At 48.5% G+C, this 17136-nt stretch carries 13 protein-coding genes; 12 read left to right on the top strand and 1 reads right to left on the bottom strand.

Going from position 1 to position 17136, the window contains the following annotated elements; all coding sequences use genetic code 11:
* Positions 1–17 precede the first annotated feature (17 nt).
* Together DFR60_RS11650 and DFR60_RS11645 are read left to right on the top strand one after the other, a co-directional pair.
* Positions 18–1334 carry a S1C family serine protease gene (locus DFR60_RS11650; RefSeq protein WP_110323063.1) on the top strand — a complete coding sequence of 439 codons (1317 nt, stop codon included), beginning with the start codon at positions 18–20 and terminating at the stop codon, positions 1332–1334.
* Positions 1335–1393: 59 nt separating this feature from the next.
* Positions 1394–2341 (top strand): 3'-5' exoribonuclease YhaM family protein, encoded by a 948-nt coding sequence (locus tag DFR60_RS11645; protein WP_110323062.1) that lies wholly within the window; start codon positions 1394–1396, stop codon positions 2339–2341.
* A gap of 85 nt (positions 2342–2426) precedes the next feature.
* On the opposite strand, the gene DFR60_RS11640 is transcribed toward DFR60_RS11645, so the two are convergent.
* Positions 2427–3377, bottom strand: a complete 951-nt coding sequence (locus DFR60_RS11640) for an Rpn family recombination-promoting nuclease/putative transposase (RefSeq protein WP_110323061.1) — start codon at positions 3375–3377, stop codon at positions 2427–2429.
* An 861-nt stretch (positions 3378–4238) separates the two neighbouring features.
* On the opposite strand from DFR60_RS11640, the gene DFR60_RS11630 reads away from it, so the two are divergent.
* The 10 genes from DFR60_RS11630 to DFR60_RS11585 all read left to right on the top strand — a co-directional run bounded on the left by DFR60_RS11630 (position 4239) and on the right by DFR60_RS11585 (position 17039).
* Positions 4239–5093, top strand: coding sequence for a hypothetical protein (locus DFR60_RS11630; protein WP_110323059.1), 855 nt, complete (start codon positions 4239–4241; stop codon positions 5091–5093).
* Between the two features lie 37 nt (positions 5094–5130).
* Positions 5131–5472, top strand: a complete 342-nt coding sequence (locus DFR60_RS11625; protein ID WP_110323058.1) for a hypothetical protein — start codon at positions 5131–5133, stop codon at positions 5470–5472.
* Positions 5473–5503: 31 nt separating this feature from the next.
* Entirely contained in the window at positions 5504–6277 is a 774-nt protein-coding gene (locus DFR60_RS11620) for a sugar phosphate isomerase/epimerase family protein (RefSeq protein WP_110323057.1), read from the top strand.
* A 551-nt stretch (positions 6278–6828) separates the two neighbouring features.
* Complete coding sequence (locus DFR60_RS11615; protein WP_110323056.1) at positions 6829–7857, top strand: TRAP transporter substrate-binding protein; 1029 nt, start codon at positions 6829–6831, stop codon at positions 7855–7857.
* 11 nt (positions 7858–7868) lie between these two features.
* Positions 7869–8399 carry a TRAP transporter small permease gene (locus tag DFR60_RS11610; RefSeq protein ID WP_055657798.1) on the top strand — a complete coding sequence of 177 codons (531 nt, stop codon included), beginning with the start codon at positions 7869–7871 and terminating at the stop codon, positions 8397–8399.
* Positions 8400–8402: 3 nt separating this feature from the next.
* On the top strand, positions 8403–9707 hold the full coding sequence (locus DFR60_RS11605) for a TRAP transporter large permease (RefSeq protein ID WP_110323055.1): 1305 nt from the start codon (positions 8403–8405) through the stop codon (positions 9705–9707).
* A 362-nt stretch (positions 9708–10069) separates the two neighbouring features.
* Positions 10070–10783: a response regulator transcription factor gene (locus DFR60_RS11600; RefSeq protein WP_110323054.1), complete on the top strand. Its 714-nt coding sequence runs from the start codon at positions 10070–10072 to the stop codon at positions 10781–10783.
* On the top strand, positions 10755–13232 hold the full coding sequence (locus DFR60_RS11595) for a histidine kinase dimerization/phospho-acceptor domain-containing protein (RefSeq protein ID WP_110323053.1): 2478 nt from the start codon (positions 10755–10757) through the stop codon (positions 13230–13232). Before DFR60_RS11600 ends, DFR60_RS11595 begins: the two co-directional genes overlap by 29 nt.
* A gap of 230 nt (positions 13233–13462) precedes the next feature.
* Positions 13463–14602, top strand: coding sequence for an N-acetylglucosamine-6-phosphate deacetylase (gene nagA, locus DFR60_RS11590; protein ID WP_110323170.1), 1140 nt, complete (start codon positions 13463–13465; stop codon positions 14600–14602).
* A gap of 205 nt (positions 14603–14807) precedes the next feature.
* On the top strand, positions 14808–17039 hold the full coding sequence (locus DFR60_RS11585; RefSeq protein WP_110323052.1) for a YARHG domain-containing protein: 2232 nt from the start codon (positions 14808–14810) through the stop codon (positions 17037–17039).
* The last annotated feature ends 97 nt before the right edge of the window (positions 17040–17136 follow it).

Genomic DNA, 17136 nt, shown 5'->3' with positions numbered 1-17136 from the left:
TGCAAAGGAGGGTGTGTATGCCGGATAAAAGCGGGCCAGATGATAAAAAGACGGAACCGCGCCGTTTTATCAGCGAGAAAATTGTGAAACAGCCCAGAACAAAGAGAGAGATCATGAGAAGAGCGATTGCCCTTTTATTAACTGCGGCCCTTTTCGGAATCGTTGCTGCAGTTACTTTTGTTGTTTCCAGGCCGGTGGCGGAAAAATACCTTGGTAAAGAAACCACAAGGGAGACCACTCCGGTAACAATCCCGAAAGATGACCCGGATACGACAGCGGCGGAAGAGCCCGAGACCACTCAGGCTACGACGAAGGAGTCCGAGCCTATCGAGGATCTTTTGGAGTCAGCGATGAAAAAGTATCCGTTCAGCATAGATGATTTGAATACCCTGTACGGGAATTTGAGAGCCGTTTCATTAAAAGCGGATAAAGGAATCGTGACGGTCCATTCCGTTAAGACACAGACAGACTGGTTTAATAATCCGGTCGAGAATTCAGGTCTTTACGCCGGGGCAGTTATCTCTTCAGCCAATGAAGAACTTTTGGTGCTGACACCGGAAGGCGCAGTAGAGGCGGCAGATTCCATCCGGGTGGCATTTTCAGATGGTACGGAGGTTCAGGGGACGATCAGGCAGACAGATAAGCTGTCGGGCATGGCGATTGTAAGCGTTCCGACTGCGGAACTGGGAAGGGCGCTTTTAGAAGAGGTCAAGGCTATTGAACTGGGGAATTCTTATTCCGTGAAACAGGGCGATCTGGTCATCGCAATCGGCGGACCGGCCGGCATGGTGCATTCTACCGGCTATGGCGCTGTATCCTATATCGCGAAGAATGTTCAGATGACGGACGGAATGACCCGTATCATATACTCCGATTTAAAGAGCAATGCAGGGACCGGAACATTTCTTATGAACACGGCCGGTCAGATCATTGGCTGGGTGACAGATGAATATAAGAGCGAGGGCAGCGAAGATATGACCGTTGCCATGGCAATCTCTGACTATAAGAGTATTCTGGAGAAGATGAGCAACGGCAACGCATTCCCATACTTTGGCATCAAAGGACAGGAAGTGAGTGCGATCATGAACGAGAGCGGCATGCCGCTCGGTGTCTATGTAGTGGATGTGAATGCAGACAGTCCTGCTTATAACGCAGGCATCCAGTGCGGAGACATTATCACGGTTATTGGCGGTGAGAGCATCGTAACCATGAAGGATTTCCAGGTGAAGCTGGAAGCGGCGACACCGGGAGAGGTTCTGCCGGTAACGGTACTCAGAAGCGGCAGAGATGAATATAAAGAGATTGAATATCAGATAACCATAGGAGCCAGGTAATCTTCCTGGCTTCTGTGACGCTTATAAAGAGCACTCATAAAAGGATATGGAGGAGAGCAATGAGATATATAGAAACATTTCGGGAAGGGCTGCATATATCGGATGTATACTTATGCAAGAACAAGCAGATTGCCCTGACCAAAGCCGGCAAAGAATACGGAAATCTAATTTTACAGGATAAGACCGGTACCATCGATGCAAAAATCTGGGACTTAAATTCGCCGGGAGTAGGGAATTTTGAGACCATGGACTACGTCTACATTGACGCGGATGTGACCATGTTCCAGAATTCCAACCAGCTGAATGTGAAGCGTGTCAGAAAAGCGGAAGAAAGCGAATACATACCGGGAGACTATCTCCCAGTGTCCTCCAAAAACATCGGTGAGATGTATGAGGAACTGACCAGATTTATCAAATCCATCCGGACACCATATTATCGAAAATTGGCGGAAAGCTTCTTCGTGGAAGATAAGGCTTTTGCAAAGGCGTTTCAGTTCCACTCTGCGGCCAAGAGCGTCCATCACGGATTTGTGGGCGGCCTTCTGGAACATACATTGAGTGTCGTCAAGCTGTGTGACTATTACGCAGGCTACTATCCGCTAATCAACCGCGACTTGCTGCTCACGGCGGCCATGTTTCACGATCTGGGTAAGACGAAGGAACTCTCTGTTTTCCCGGAAAATGATTACACGGATGACGGCCAGCTTCTGGGCCATATCATCATCGGTACGGAGATGGTATCGGAGCGCATTCGCACAATTCCGGATTTCCCGGTGAAGGCGGCCACAGAGCTGAAGCACTGTATTCTGGCACACCACGGAGAACTGGAATACGGTTCACCGAAGAAGCCGGCCCTTTTGGAAGCGCTGGCATTAAACTTCGCGGATAATACCGATGCGAAGATGGAGACCATGATCGAGGTGTTAAAGGGCGCTGGTGATAACAATGGCTGGCTTGGATTTAACCGGCTGTTGGAGACGAATGTGAGAAAGACATCGGAGACTTAAAGAGATACGGAAAGAATGATGTGTACATAAAAAGCATTTCCGAAAGGAGCTGCGGCCCGAGATATGTGGCCGCAGCTCCTTTCTTTTACAGATGGTAATGCTGGAACATCTGTCTGCGCAGCGGTTCATTCACCGTGATCTGCGCGATTAAATCCAGACGGTTCTCTTTTAAAAGGATGGAGATAAGGCTGGCCATACGAAGTTCGCCTTCCTTCTTTCCATCTGCAATCAGATCATCGATTGCCTTACACATGGTATACTCCTCCTCTCGTCCAGGAGCGGCTAAGAGCCTCATCAGCCGCCGGTTTTCTCCTAAAAGGCCCATGACTGCCGTCAGGGCGTCATCGTCCAGCTGGCATATCTGGTCATGATTTGACGTCATATAGTTGTAAAAATTACTTTTGTCTGTACTATATTTTAACATACCAAAGACCTGTTGTAAACCTGTTTTGTAATGTTCCAGATTTTCGATGTTTCGGATATCAACGAGATTGATGCGGTAGTCGGGGAGGGCGGCAAGAAGATCAGGAATACACTCCTCAGGTCCGCTTAAATCCAGTATATCGCTGAGACTTTTGGGGCCATCCCAAGGATCTTTTCCGCAGTAGAGGACCAGTGTAAGTATGGGGACGAGTTTATCCTGGCGGGTGATGCCGGATAAAAATTCCGGACTTTTCGTAAGATCTTTCTTTTTCCTGTGTTCCTTTTGAATGTCCGTAAGCTGTTCCGTATAATCCAGCGCATCATAAGTCAGAACTCGGACAGGCATACCGTAGTGTACCTCCCCCTGAGCCTCGCAGCACGCTGCGATAAAGCAGGCTCCTAAGGAGGCTTTCATCGCAACATCACGACGCCTTTGTATCGTTTGCCGTCTGCCATTGCGGTCAGTTATGACGATTCCGGATTCCAAAGATACCGGCGACAACAGTTCTGCTTTCAGAATCTGCTTTCCATGAAAGATCTCGGCATTATACAGGTCCGCAAAACGGGCCCGGTCCTGCAGCAGTTTTTTTATATAAAAATCCTGTCTGGCCACACCACTATCCCTTTCTAAATTGAACTATTTCTACAGGTTTTATCATGGAAATGCCGGCAGATGCGCCAGATATACATGAGTGATTTGATGGAAATGAATTTCCATATAGAATGTGTTTTTAGTATACCACGGTTTGGTTCTGATGACAATAGAAAAACGTTGCTGTGTGGTGAAAAATATCTGAAATTGGATTACTGCAAACTCCAGCAGATTATGAAATGGTACTTTAGGTATGTTCAAAAAACTGCCGGTTTAGTGTAAAATACCATCATATCTTGTATTAATTAGAACTTATATTAATAGAACTCGTATTAATAAGAACAAGAAAGGATCAGATTATTGTATGAAGGGTAAGAAAAATATCAATTTGGAGTATGTAATCAATGATGGTACTGCACATGAGGTTGCAGTTGAGATTCAGCAGAATTGTGGAAACAAATATTCTGATTCAGAAAGGTTAAAACGATATATGGAGGGCGTCCGGGACGTGGGTGAGGTGTAACTGCACGGTGTCCTGGGTTCAATGGGAAACTGGAAGTTGGAGATTGGCAGAAACTCAAATGGTATTAAGCGGATTAAAAGAGCCTGGAGAAGACAGAATATTTCTTCGGGCTCTTTATTTATGTAGACTTGCTTGGATAGAATCGAATATTACTGTCGCATAAATATGATAAAGATTCCCAAACTGGTTTCTGAACGATGAGTTGAATCCTTCTGTCATCCATGCTAAACTGGATAAAACAGGGCGAGAAATGGACAGCAAAGCAAATGATGAAGCAGACAGCATAGCAGACATTAAAACATAACCTGGAATCACATCGCACAGGACCGCGGCATGGAGAGGAGGCACTGCATTTTCTCATGACTTTTGGAGAAACATTTCATAAAATAAAGGGCATAGAAAAATTACTGGGGCTCAAGCCGGAGTTTTATGGCTGGAGCTGCTTGAGTAAAATTCATTCGCTGTATCTTTATGGCGATTACGATTATGAGGAGTGGTGGGAAATACAGAATCTTCGGCTGGTTATGGAGTCGCAGGATCAGGAATACCGGGTGACACTTCTTTTTCGGGATGTCACTTCCTTCTTTCTGGCACAGTCTACGGAAATCAGCGGGTTTGAGATCGAATGCAGCGAGGATCATGCCTTCGGTGACCGGCGTAATTTCTATATTTTTGCCTTCGAGGAGGGAGATATCCGGTTCTACTGTAAGGAAATAGAGGTAGAAGATGTCTTGAACAGAGAAGTAATGAAGGCCAAAGCAAAGAAAGAAGTGAAAGAGAACGAAAGACGAAGCAGCGGGATGCTGTATCAGATAGAAACCTGGCGTGAGGTGAGGGAGCGATTTCGGGAGGAACTGGATGGGGCGGTCTGCCGAATGAAATTCGGGGTAGATGATATCAATGTCCCAGGAACGGCCATGATACCGGTGCCGGATTACGAAGGATTAAGTGACGAAGAATTGTATTTACGTTTAACCGGGCTGTGCGAGCCGGCCGGGGAACTGTATGTCATCACGGATATCTGTTATAAAGACGGGTTTGGACCATTTCGTCTACAGGCGGAGAATATGGAACAGCTTGTAAGCTGCCATCAGCATATATTTTCGGAACTGTTTTTTGATACAGACGCCATAATCATCAGTTTTCCAATGAAACGTGTCTGGATGTTTCACCATTCCGGATGCATCGGTTTGTTTTGCTATAAGAATGACTAAGAGAGATATTCGGATCAGAGAGGATAGGTAAAAGAGTATGGAATTATTCAGGCCTGTGGGCGAAAAGGAGCTGGTACTGATTAAACAGGCGGGCTGGAGAAGCTTTCCGCCCAGACTGCCGGAGCAGCCGATTTTCTATCCGGTGCTCAACGCCCGCTATGCGGGGGAAATCGCAGGAAGATGGAATACGAAGGATGCGAACTCGGGTTTTAAAGGGTATGTTACAAGGTTTGCGGTTGAAGATGAGTACATATCCCGTTTTGAACCGCATCAGGTTGGCGCGTCCTATCATATGGAATACTGGATACCAGCGGAGGAGCTTGCGGAGTTTAACCGCCATATTGTGGGTGAGATTGAAGTGATTCAGACATTTGAATAAGGAGACCGGTACACCGGCGGGAGGAGCGGATATGGAGTATGGGATGCCGTTTTTAATGGAGACGGACACTCTGGAGGAGTGTGCCCGGCTGTGCAGCCATTTGGGACTGGATTTTATAGAACTGAATATGAATTTCCCTCAGTGTCAGCTGCCGGAACTCCAGGCAGAACGGCTGCGGCGGATCATGGATCAGGAGCATCTGTATTTTACGATTCATCTGGATGAGAATCTGAATGTCTGCGATTTTAATCCTAAAGTCCGGCAGGCGTATCTGGAGACTGCTGTAGAGACAATCGAACTGGCGAAGGCCATTGGAGCGCCAGTGATCAATATGCACCTTGCAAAGGGAATCTATCTCACGCTGCCGGGCAGAAAGGAATTTCTGTTTAAGCGGTATGAAGAGGAGTATCGGGAACATATTACGGAATTTGGAGAGATGTGCAGGGACGCAGTCGGTGACGCGGCTATACACATGGCAGTTGAGAATACGGAAGGATTTATGGAACATGAGAAGCAGGCACTGGAACTTTTATTGCAGCAGCCGTGTTTTGGACTGACACTGGATATTGGACACAGCCATGCCGCGGGAAATGTGGATATTCCCTTTTATCAGGCGCATGAAGACCGGCTGATTCACATGCATGGCCACGATGCGCAGGGAAAGAGCTGCCATCTGGCGTTTGGGGATGGAGAGATTGATCTGGAGGAACGGCTTTCCATGGCGGAGAAGGCAGGAGCCAGAGTGGTTCTGGAAACAAAGACGATAGAGGCGCTGACAAAGAGCGTGGCATGGATTCGGAAATAATCCGCCGGGGCGCGTGAGGAAACATCAGAACAAACTTCATGTCAGCAGCGTAAATTAAGATCATATATATAGATTGAAATTCAGCGGACCGGAATCAGCAGAATGATTTCCGGTCCGTTTTTGGTGTGCGGAAATCATTCTGACTTATATGGGGCGCGGTTTTATAAAACTCCGGAAGCCAGTGCCGCGTGGCGGGGACTGACCGGACAGGTGGAAAATATTAACTTAAAAACCGTTCTTATGACAAGATTTTACTTTTTAAGTTAAAGTGATGTTAAGCATTGCCGTAACGTATTTTCAAACGTTTTTTAATATGGTATGTTTCTTGCGGAACCTGCTGATGAGGCAGTTTGCCAGTGTAAGAGCACTCTCGGAAACTCCTTTGCACTCATCTTTGTGGCTGATTTTCCGCCATATGCACACAAATTTATTCAACGTACACGCCGTGTACGCCTCATAAATTTGTGCACATCTGACGAAAAATCATCTCACAAATCTGAGCACAAGGAGTTTCCGAGAGTACTCTGTAAAAAAACAGGAGGGATTTATCAATGAGGAAAGAGTTGAAAAAGTTACTGGCTCTTGTATGTTGCGCAGCTCTTACGTGTCTGTCGGTGACCGGATGCGCAGGAAATCAGGAAAAGAGGACGATAAGAATCGGCCATAACCAGTCTACCAATCACCCCACTCATATTGCGCTCACGGCGTTTCAGGATTACATAAGCGGCAAGCTGGGCGACAAGTATGTGGTGGAGGTTTATCCCAGCGAGTTACTGGGATCCCAGACCGACATGGTACAGCTGACACAGACGGGAGCAATTGATTTCTGCGTGGCCAGCAATGCCATTCTGGAGACATTCAGCAAGAATTATGAGATTTTTAATCTGCCGTATCTGTTTGCAAGTCCGGAGGCGTATCACCACGTGATGGATGATCCGGAAGTGACGGGACCGATCTATGAATCCACAAAAAAGGCAGGATTTACTGCGGTGACGTGGCTGGATGCGGGAACGAGAAACTTTTACACCATTGACAGACCGATCGAGAGTCCTGCGGATTTGAGGGGATTAAAAATCCGCGTGCAGCAGTCGCCTACCAATATCGAGATGATGAAACTGCTGGGCGGCTCCGCGACGCCTATGGGGTTCGGAGATGTCTACACGGCGCTTCAGTCGGGAATTATCGACGGGGCAGAGAATAACGAGATGGCTTTAACGGATAACGGACACGGCGATGTTTGTAAATATTACTCCTACGATATGCACCAGATGGTGCCGGATATTTTAATCGGCAACAACGCCTTTATGGAAAGCTTGTCCGACGAAGACCGGGCGGTATTCGAGGAAGGCTTCAAGCTGGTAAATCAGGTTGAGCGGGACGAATGGGTAAAGGCTGTGGCCAATGCCAAGGACCGCGCGCAGAACGAGCAGAATGTGAATTTCATCTATCCGGATCAGAAACCATTTGTGGAGGCGTGTCTGCCGCTTCATGACACCGTGCTGAAAAACAATCCGGCACTGCAGCCGATCTATGATGCGATCCAGATGTATAATGCAGAGTATCCTGCGGAAACGAATTAGGGGGAAATGAGATGAAGCAGTTGAGAAAACAATTGACAAAACTATTAAACGGCCTTGCAGGCATCAGTTTTCTGGCTATGGTTATCCTGACCTGCTGGCAGGTATTTACAAGATATATCCTGAAAAATCCGTCCACATGGTCGGAGGAGCTGGTCTCCTACTTATTTGCCTGGATGTCCCTGCTGGGAGCCAGTCTGATCACGAGTGAGAGGGGACATATGAATATCCCTGTCGTGGTGGAGCGCATGCCGCAGGCAATGAAGAAGGGATTTTCCATTTTCGCTGAGATCGTAGCGTTTGTATTTTCAGCAGTAATCCTGGTGTACGGCGGTATGCAGATTACCAGCCTTGCCATGGGGCAGATGACCTCCTCTCTGGGTGTGGCCATCGGTATCTTCTACATTGTACTCCCTTTAAGCGGAGTTCTTAACATGATTTATACTGCTATGAACATCTACGATATCGTGAAGGGAAACATTCCTGTGCTGCCGACCAGCGAGGAAGATACCCTGGTAGAAAATCTGGAAAAGGGGGAAGCATAAGCTATGGCAATCCAATCTTTAGCAATCATTATTTTCGTTCTGGCGGTATTCCTGGTTGCAGGAGTTCCAATCTCCTATGCGATTGGTATTTCCGCGCTGGCGGCGATCCTTCAGATGGTGACTCTGGATGTATCCGTGCTGACCGCGGCGCAGAGAACCTTTGTGGGTATGAGTAAATTCAGTCTGACCGCGATTCCCTTCTTCGTCCTGGCGGGCAACCTGATGAATCAGGGGGGAATTGCCAAGCGGCTGGTAGATTTTGTGCTGGCAATCCTGGGAAAACTGCCCGGAGCTCTTCTGGTGACCAACGTCGGGGCCAACGCCCTGTTCGGAGCCATCTCAGGTTCCGCATCGGCAGCGGCTGCAGCGGTTGGAAGCATGGTACAGGAAGGCGAGGACAAACAGGGTTATGAGCGCGCGGTGTGTGCGGCTACCAACGGCGCCTCCGCTCCCTCGGGACTTTTGATCCCGCCGTCAAACGCTCTTATCACATATTCGCTGGTTTCAGGCGGAACCTCTGTGGCGGCCCTGTTCCTGGCGGGCTACATACCCGGAATATTATGGGCAATCTGCTGTGTCGTTGTGGCGGTTATCATTGCACGGAAAAAGGGATATAAGGGAACTCCGGGGAAATTTGACTGGAAGAACCTGGGCGCGGCTACCTTAAAAGCCATCCCGGCGCTTTCCCTGATTGTTGTGGTTATCGGAGGCATTATCGCAGGCGTGTTCACCGCGACGGAAGGCTCGGCTATCGCCGTTGTCTACGCGCTGGTGCTGGGCATCTGCTACCGCAATATTACATGGAAGAGCTTCTGGAAAATTCTGGTGGACAGCGCAAAGATGAGCGGTATGATCGTATTCCTCATCGGCGTATCGAATATTCTCGGATGGGTTATGGCATTTACCCAGATTCCGCAGGCGATTTCGGCAGGACTTCTGGGTCTTACCAACAGCCCGATTATCATCCTGCTGATTATGAATGTGATCCTGCTGATTGCCGGCACCTTTATGGATGTAACTCCGGCAATCCTGATCTTTACGCCGCTGTTTCTTCCGATTGTCAAGACCTTTGGCATGCATCCGGTTCATTTCGGACTGATTCTGGTCTACAACCTCTGTATTGGAAATATTACACCGCCTGTAGGCAATACGCTGTTTGTGGCGATTAAGGTTGGAAAGACGTCACTTGCCAAGGTTATGCCTTATATGGTCATGTATTATGCCTCTATCCTGGTGGGCCTTGTGCTGGTAACGTATATTCCTGCTGTCAGCATGGCGCTTCCGACGATGGCCGGGCTGGTCAAATAACAAGATATAAAATATGGTTTTATGCAGTAAAAACCGTCTGTCACAGTGCTGGTGTGACAGGCGGTTTCTTTTGGTTCCGTGTCCGGTTATCCGGCGGCGGACATTTTTAAATAAAAGATTTAGAATTTCTTTCGTTTTACACGTCGTTCATTTTAAGATTGCCCATATATCCTAGTAATGCAGGCAGGAAGGGAAGAAATATGCGTGTTTGTGGCATAATACAGAGATGCGGGCAGTGCTCTTTAACGCGGTACCAATCATGATAAAACGTCAGGCGGGTCTTTTAGGAATCCGGCGTTCATGATATACTATAGTTTGAATCTGTATGGACCATAAAATATCCGAAAGCGAGGAGAGATACCATGGAAACAAATCACATTCTGCTGGTAGAAGATGATAAGGAAATTAGAGAAGGAGTCGAGATTTATTTAAAGAGCCAGGGCTATGACGTATTCCAGGCGGCCGATGGAATCGAGGGCCTTAAGATTCTGGATCAGGAAGAAATACATCTGGCTATCGTGGATGTGATGATGCCGAGAATGGATGGCATTACCATGACTGTCAAGCTGAGAGAAAAATACGACTTTCCGGTTATTATCCTTTCCGCGAAGACGGAGGAGGTCGATAAGATCATGGGACTGAATATCGGTGCCGACGACTATATATCGAAACCATTTACTCCGATGGAGCTGCTTGCAAGAGTAAATTCCCAGCTGAGACGGTACAGAAAGTATCTGGATATGCTGGAGGCAAAGGAACAGAAGGAAAAGAGCAACATTTATATTATCGGCGGACTGGAGCTTAACGAGGATACCGTGGAAGTCATGGTGGACGAAAAGCCGGCGAAGCTGACGCCGATCGAATTTAAGATTCTCGCTCTCCTGATGAAGAATCCCGGAAGGGTCTTCTCCGCGGAAGAGATATACGAACGCGTCTGGAATGAGCGGGCGATCAACACGGACACCATCATGGTACACGTGAGAAAAATCAGGGAAAAGATTGAAATTAACCCGAAGGAACCCAAATATTTAAAGGTGGTGTGGGGAGTTGGATATAAAATTGAAAAACAGGCATAGAATCAGCGCGCTGCTGTCCTTTCTTATTGTAGTGGCGGCGGCTGTTATCATGACGGGACTGTACCCGTTTTTTGAAAAAGAGGCGGGACGCCATGAGGAACCCGCGTATGAGGACCAGGCGTTTTTGCGCCACCTCGTCTTTGGCAACTACGTGCTGGATTTGGAAGAGTATCAGTATGCCAACGGTGTGGTGATTTCACCGTTCGAGCATTTCTTCCCGGAAGGCGCCTATGAGCTGAAAAACGGAAGCATGGACGGATACGCGGAAGAGACGGCTGCGGCTGCGGAAGGTGCAGTGAGTCCGGAAAACGAAACGGCACCGGTACCGGAAGAAGGTTCCACCGGACCCGGTGAAAATACTGCCGGTATGGAAGGAACTGTTTCCGCCGAAGGAGAAAACGGCACGGCGGCAGTCAATGCGCCGGGAACCAACGTTCCCGGGACTGCATCATTTTGGGGAGAGGATAACGCCTCTTTTCTGGAAGATGAGGATTATGAGAACCTCACAGACGAGGAAAAAAATTATATGGCCGAGGAGCGTCAGGAATACTTACGCAATCTCCGCCAGAATTGTATGATGGAGTATGAAAGCTGGAACCGGTATTTCGGAAGCATCAGGAATGCCATTGATTTTCAGGTGCTGGACGAGAACGGAAGCATTTTGATGAATTATGCAAAGGACAGGAACATCTTAAGCGATGACAGCTACGTGTTCCGGGTTGTGATGCATTACGATGAGCATGGCCGCATGGATGTGATGCAGCTGGGCGGAGAGGATACCACGTATCTGCTGAACATTCTCCAGAAGTTCGGGGAAGTCGATCCCATGGAAGAGTACTACTGGGAACAGTACAGCAGTAAACCACAGTTCAAACTGTCAAATCCGAAGAATATTAGCTTCGCCTATGCCATGACGGAACAGCAGCTGGCGGAGTATTCTCTGGCCAGAAGTTCATCCTGGGGATCCTATTATAACTCAGGAAGAGTAGCGCAGGTATTTGCCGGGCTGGGAATCTTTGTGGCATTGGCCGCATTCCTGTTATCCTGCTTCGATGTGACGCGGGCAGATGACAGCAAGGTGCTGCGTGCGCCGCTGGGGATCGTCCTCGGTGTGGGTGCGGGAGGCATAGGCTTCGGCTACAGTCTGACCAGCCTGGTGGCTGTGACGAACCATGGAAGTCTGTATTCCGGTCTGATCCGTGCGAATTTCCTGCCGAAGGCAGCAGATATAATGGTGAAGCTGTGGAATGTGTTCTGGTGGTGTATCCCGTTTGCGATCATTTACTGGGCCGTTCTGTGTATGAGAGATGTGTTCCACATTGGATTTAAGCGATACATCAGGGAAAGAACCTTATGCGGGCTGTTCTATGGCTGGTGCGCAGGGCTCTGCCGCAGAATTTACAACTTTCTGGGAAGTATCAACCTGCAGGATAACTCAGACAGGACGATATTTAAGATCGTGGGTGTGAACTTTATTATTCTGGCGGTATTATGCAGCTTATGGTTCTTTGGAATCGGGGCGCTGATCATCTATTCGATCGTGCTGTTCCTGGTGCTGCGCAAATACTACCGGGATTTAACCCGGAAATACAGAATCCTGTTAAAGGCAACCAATCAGATCGCTGAAGGAAATTTAGATGTGACGATTTCGGAAGATCTCGGTGTGTTTGAACCGTTTAAGACGGAGATCCAGAAGATTCAGAGCGGCTTTAAAGTGGCAGTGGATGAAGAAGTTAAGAGTCAGAAGATGAAGACGGATCTGATCACCAACATGTCCCATGACTTAAAGACGCCGCTGACAGCAATTATTACTTATGTAAATCTGTTGAAGGATGACAACGCAGTGCCCGAACAGAGAAAAGCCTATATTGACGTACTGGAACAGAAGTCCATGCGGCTGAAATCCCTGATTGAGGATCTGTTTGAAATCAGCAAGGCCAACAGCAACAATGTGACGCTCAATCTGGTGGATGTAGACATTGTAAGCCTGTTAAAAGAGGTAAGTCTGGAGCTGAGTGATAAGATCGAGGAGTCTACCATTGATTTTCGGTGGAATCTGCCGGACGAGAAGATCGTTCTGCCGCTGGACAGCCAGAAGACGTACCGGATCTTTGACAATCTGCTGACCAATATCATGAAATACGGCATGCCGAATACCAGAGCGTATATCGATATGAAACGGGACGACGGCGGAGTGGTTATCACTATGAAGAACGTATCGGCCAATGAGCTTAATTTTAACCCGGAGGAGATAACGGAACGTTTCGTTCGCGGCGACCAGTCGCGCAACACGGAAGGCTCCGGCCTGGGTATGGCGATCGCTAAGAGTTTCGTGGAACTGCAGAATGGCAAGATGAATGTAGAGGTAGAGGCGGACTTATTCCGCATTATAATCCGGTGGCCGGTGGAGCGGAATCCAATCGAGGAAAACGACGAAGAAGAGATGTAATAATATAAGTAAGGATATGAGAAGAATGTAAGAAGACACATAAAAGAGTCTTTGAGCACGCGGTCCGGCATCAGGGAAGAGAATTTCCGGTTGCTGGACCGCATTTTTTATTTCCAATTTAATTTTGAAAATTATTTTCAAAATGGTCTTGAAATAGAGATGGGAACTGGTTATACTAAGGATAGCCGGACAGATGACTGCCGGTGATAAGAAAGAGAGGGTGTATGGTCATGATAATACAAAGTAAAAAGGTCTGGATCGCAGGCCAGTTTATACCAGCTCAGCTCGAGGTCGCAGAAGGAAAGATCACTGCTGTCCGCGAATACGGCGAAAGATCCGTGGATCAGGATTATGGAACCAAAAGGATTGTTCCTGGGTTTATCGATGTGCATACCCATGGAGCTTATGGATATGATACCAATGACGGAGAGCCGGAGGGCTTACGCAACTGGATGAAACATATACCGGAGGAAGGAGTTACCTCCATTCTTCCAACCACGGTAACCCAGATGCCGGATGTCCTGGAGAAGGCAGTGGCTAATGTGGCCTCAGTCGTGGAAGAGGGATATGAGGGAACGGAGATCCTGGGAATTCATTTTGAGGGACCGTATCTCGACATGGATTATAAGGGAGCCCAGCCGCCGGAGGCGATCGCACAGGCGGCCGTTGACCAGTTCCGGAGGTATCAGGAGGCTGCGAAAGGGCTGATTAAATACATTACGCTGGCTCCGGAGCATGACGTGGATTTTGCTCTGACAAAATACTGTAAGGAGACCGGAGTCGTGGTCAGCATGGGCCATTCCTCTGCAACCTATGAGCAGGCGCTGATGGGCATAGCCAATGGCGCAACCTCCATGACGCATGTATACAACGGCATGACGCCTTACCATCACAGAAAGCCGGGCCTTGTGGGAACTGCATTCCGGGTAAGGGATATCTATGGAGAGATTATCTGTGACGGCTGCCATTCCCATCTGGCAGCGCTGAACAATTACTTTACGGCAAAGGGCCGCGATTTTGTCATCATGGTGACGGATTCCCTGCGTGCAAAGCACTGCCCTCCGGGCGGAAGCTATCAGCTGGGCGGCCACGATATCGAGATCAGTGAGAGCGGACTTGCCTATTTAAAGGGCACCGATACGATCGCAGGAAGCACGCTGTACATGAACCGCGGTCTCCGCATTCTGGTTGAGGACGCGCTTCTTCCATTTGATCAGGCCCTTAATTCCTGTACCATCAATCCGGCCAGATGTCTCGGCGTGGATGACAGGAAGGGAAAACTGGTGGCCGGTTATGACGCCGACCTCGTCGTGCTGGAAGACAATTACGATGTGGCACAGACGTACTGCAGGGGAACTGCGATGCTGTAATAGAATGAGATAAGATTGTAAGAGGAGGCTGCGGTATTTCAGGATACCGCGGCCTCTTTTTAGCTCGTCACGGGGCTAAAGAAAGGTTTGCCTGTGATACTTCTTACGAATTTCAGAACATTCTGCAAAATCATGACGGTAAAATGACTTTATGGTATGATGGAGAAAAGCAGGGAAATGATAGTTTACGCGAACGAGGTGTGATATGAAGAAAAAAGTTCATTTGCTGCCCGTGGCCCTGGCCTTTCTCATTGGTTTGGGAACTGTGGGCTGCGGCAATAAGCAGAAACCAGCCGGGACGGCCCCGGAGACGGTAACGTCCGGTATCAGTGAAGAGGAGAGTACGAAACAGGAGAAGGAGAGCCAGACCGCCGAAGAGGCCCCAGCTTTTTCTGTAGGGAGCAGGGACGATGATTATATTCTTCCGGACGCACAGACTCATATCTATACGCAGGAGGAGCTTCAAGCCCTCACCAGGGAAGAACTCCGCATTGCCAGGAATGAGATCTATGCAAGGCACGGGCGCAGGTTTAAGAGTGATGATTTGAATACGTATTTTTCAGGAAAATCGTGGTATCAGCCATCTGTTGAGGCGGACGCCTTCGATGACCGCGTGCTGAATGAGTCGGAAACCGGCAATCTGACCGCGGTAAAGGAGGCCGAAGAGAACGCCCCCTCAGAGATGGTGACGTGTCCGAAGATGGGAAGAGAAGAATTTCCGAAAATCGACGGTTCCACCGCGACGATTCCACTGTCACAGGCTATATACCGCCTTGCAACGGGAGCCACGGAGCAGGAGGCGGAACGCTTTATAGAGCATGACAAGACGACCCAGGCGTATTTAAACCTGATCTGGGGGCAGGAAACGGATCTCGTTATAGCCTATGAGCCTGGTGAGAGCGTGAAGAAACGGCTGAAGGAAGAGGGCGACAATCTAATTATCAGACCGATCGGCCGGGATGCGCTGGTCTTTATGGCAAATCAGGGGAATTCTGTAAAATCCCTGACCGGGCGGCAGGTGATCGATATCTATTCCGGTAAAATTAAAAACTGGAAGGCGGTGGGAGGCAGCAGCCAGGCTATACGGGCGTTTCAGAGGCCTGAGAACTCCGGCAGCCAGAATCTCATGGAGAAGCTGGTGATGAAGGGAACCGCCATGGCGGAAGCGCCGCAGGACTATGTGGTTTCAGAGATGGGAGAGCTGATCGAAAAGGTCTCTGCCTACGATAACACGGGAGAAGCCCTCGGTTATTCCGTATACTACTATGCAAAAAACATGTATCAGAAGCCGGAACTGAAGTTCATGGCGGTCGACGGCGTGATGCCCTCCAGCGATACCATACGGGATGGTAGCTATCCCTATGTCAGCGATTTTTACGCAGCAGTCCGGAAAGATGAACCGAAGGACTCAAACGCATACCGTCTCTTTGAATGGCTCACGTCGGATGACGGCCAGGCGCTGATCAATACTCTGGGCTACGTGGGTATCCGGGATGTGAAGAAGCCGCTTCCCCAGGGGTTTGAAGGGGAGGGCGAGGTATTTAAGGCGGAAATTCCTCTTTCAAAGGGTGAAGCCATACTTGCAGATGGGGATTACCTTTACGGCGAAAATGGAATCGCCGTGTTCGACCGTTCCATGAATCTGATGAAATTTATCCGTCATGTGGATAATCAGGCGGTTTCCCCGTTTATGGTGTGGGACGGCCGCAGCCTGCTCACCATGCAGGATACTCTGACCAGCAATTACGGCCTCTATTCCATCGCAGAGGAACGCTGGGTCTGTGAACCGGTGTACAGCGATATCTTTATCACAAAAGATGGCTATGGGCTGGAACATGCGGTATGGGTAGAGTCGGGCGTATCGGGGGAGTGGCATTATACCTATGATTATGCGGATAAAAATGGAACAATCACAGAAAAAGGCGTGCAGTCGGATGAGAAAATATGGGAAGGAGAGGGCTGCGGGGAGCTCTACTACGATGTGAAGGAGTTCATGGAGCACAATCCGGAGATTGCCATGGAATTGGAAGTGACTTCGGATAATATCTCCATGTTTGGTACTGAATTTCAGGAAAATATAGCCGTGATCGAGAAAGGCAGCCGGAACTATTATTATGATATGAGGGGAAAATGTCTCTTCGAGTTCGATAAGAGTAAGCTGCCCGGAGGTAAGGAGATCATGATGTTTCCGATTATTGTGAACGATCATATGGCCTATTTATCTGTCTATGATCCGGAGGGGGCATCCACCTCCAGCGATTACATATACCGGGATGGTGTTTTGGTGAAGACGCTGGAATCCGGCAGTGCGTCCGGGACTGTCTCGACTATCGAGGAATGCTTCTATACCCGGACATCGGGCAATTATCTTTATGTATACAATTATCAGGATGAACCGTGTGCGAAATTTCTAATGGGATACTATACCAGTGACTGACGGCGGACCGGTCAGCCCGTATAAATAAAAGTGATGCAACAGACACTTTACTTTCATGGTAATATAGATCACAATATTACCATGAAAGGGGAAATTG

The sequence above is a fragment of the Hungatella effluvii genome, from assembly GCF_003201875.1.
GTDB classification, from domain to species: Bacteria; Bacillota; Clostridia; order Lachnospirales; family Lachnospiraceae; genus Hungatella; species Hungatella effluvii.
This window is presented reverse-complemented; position numbering and strand designations above follow the sequence as displayed.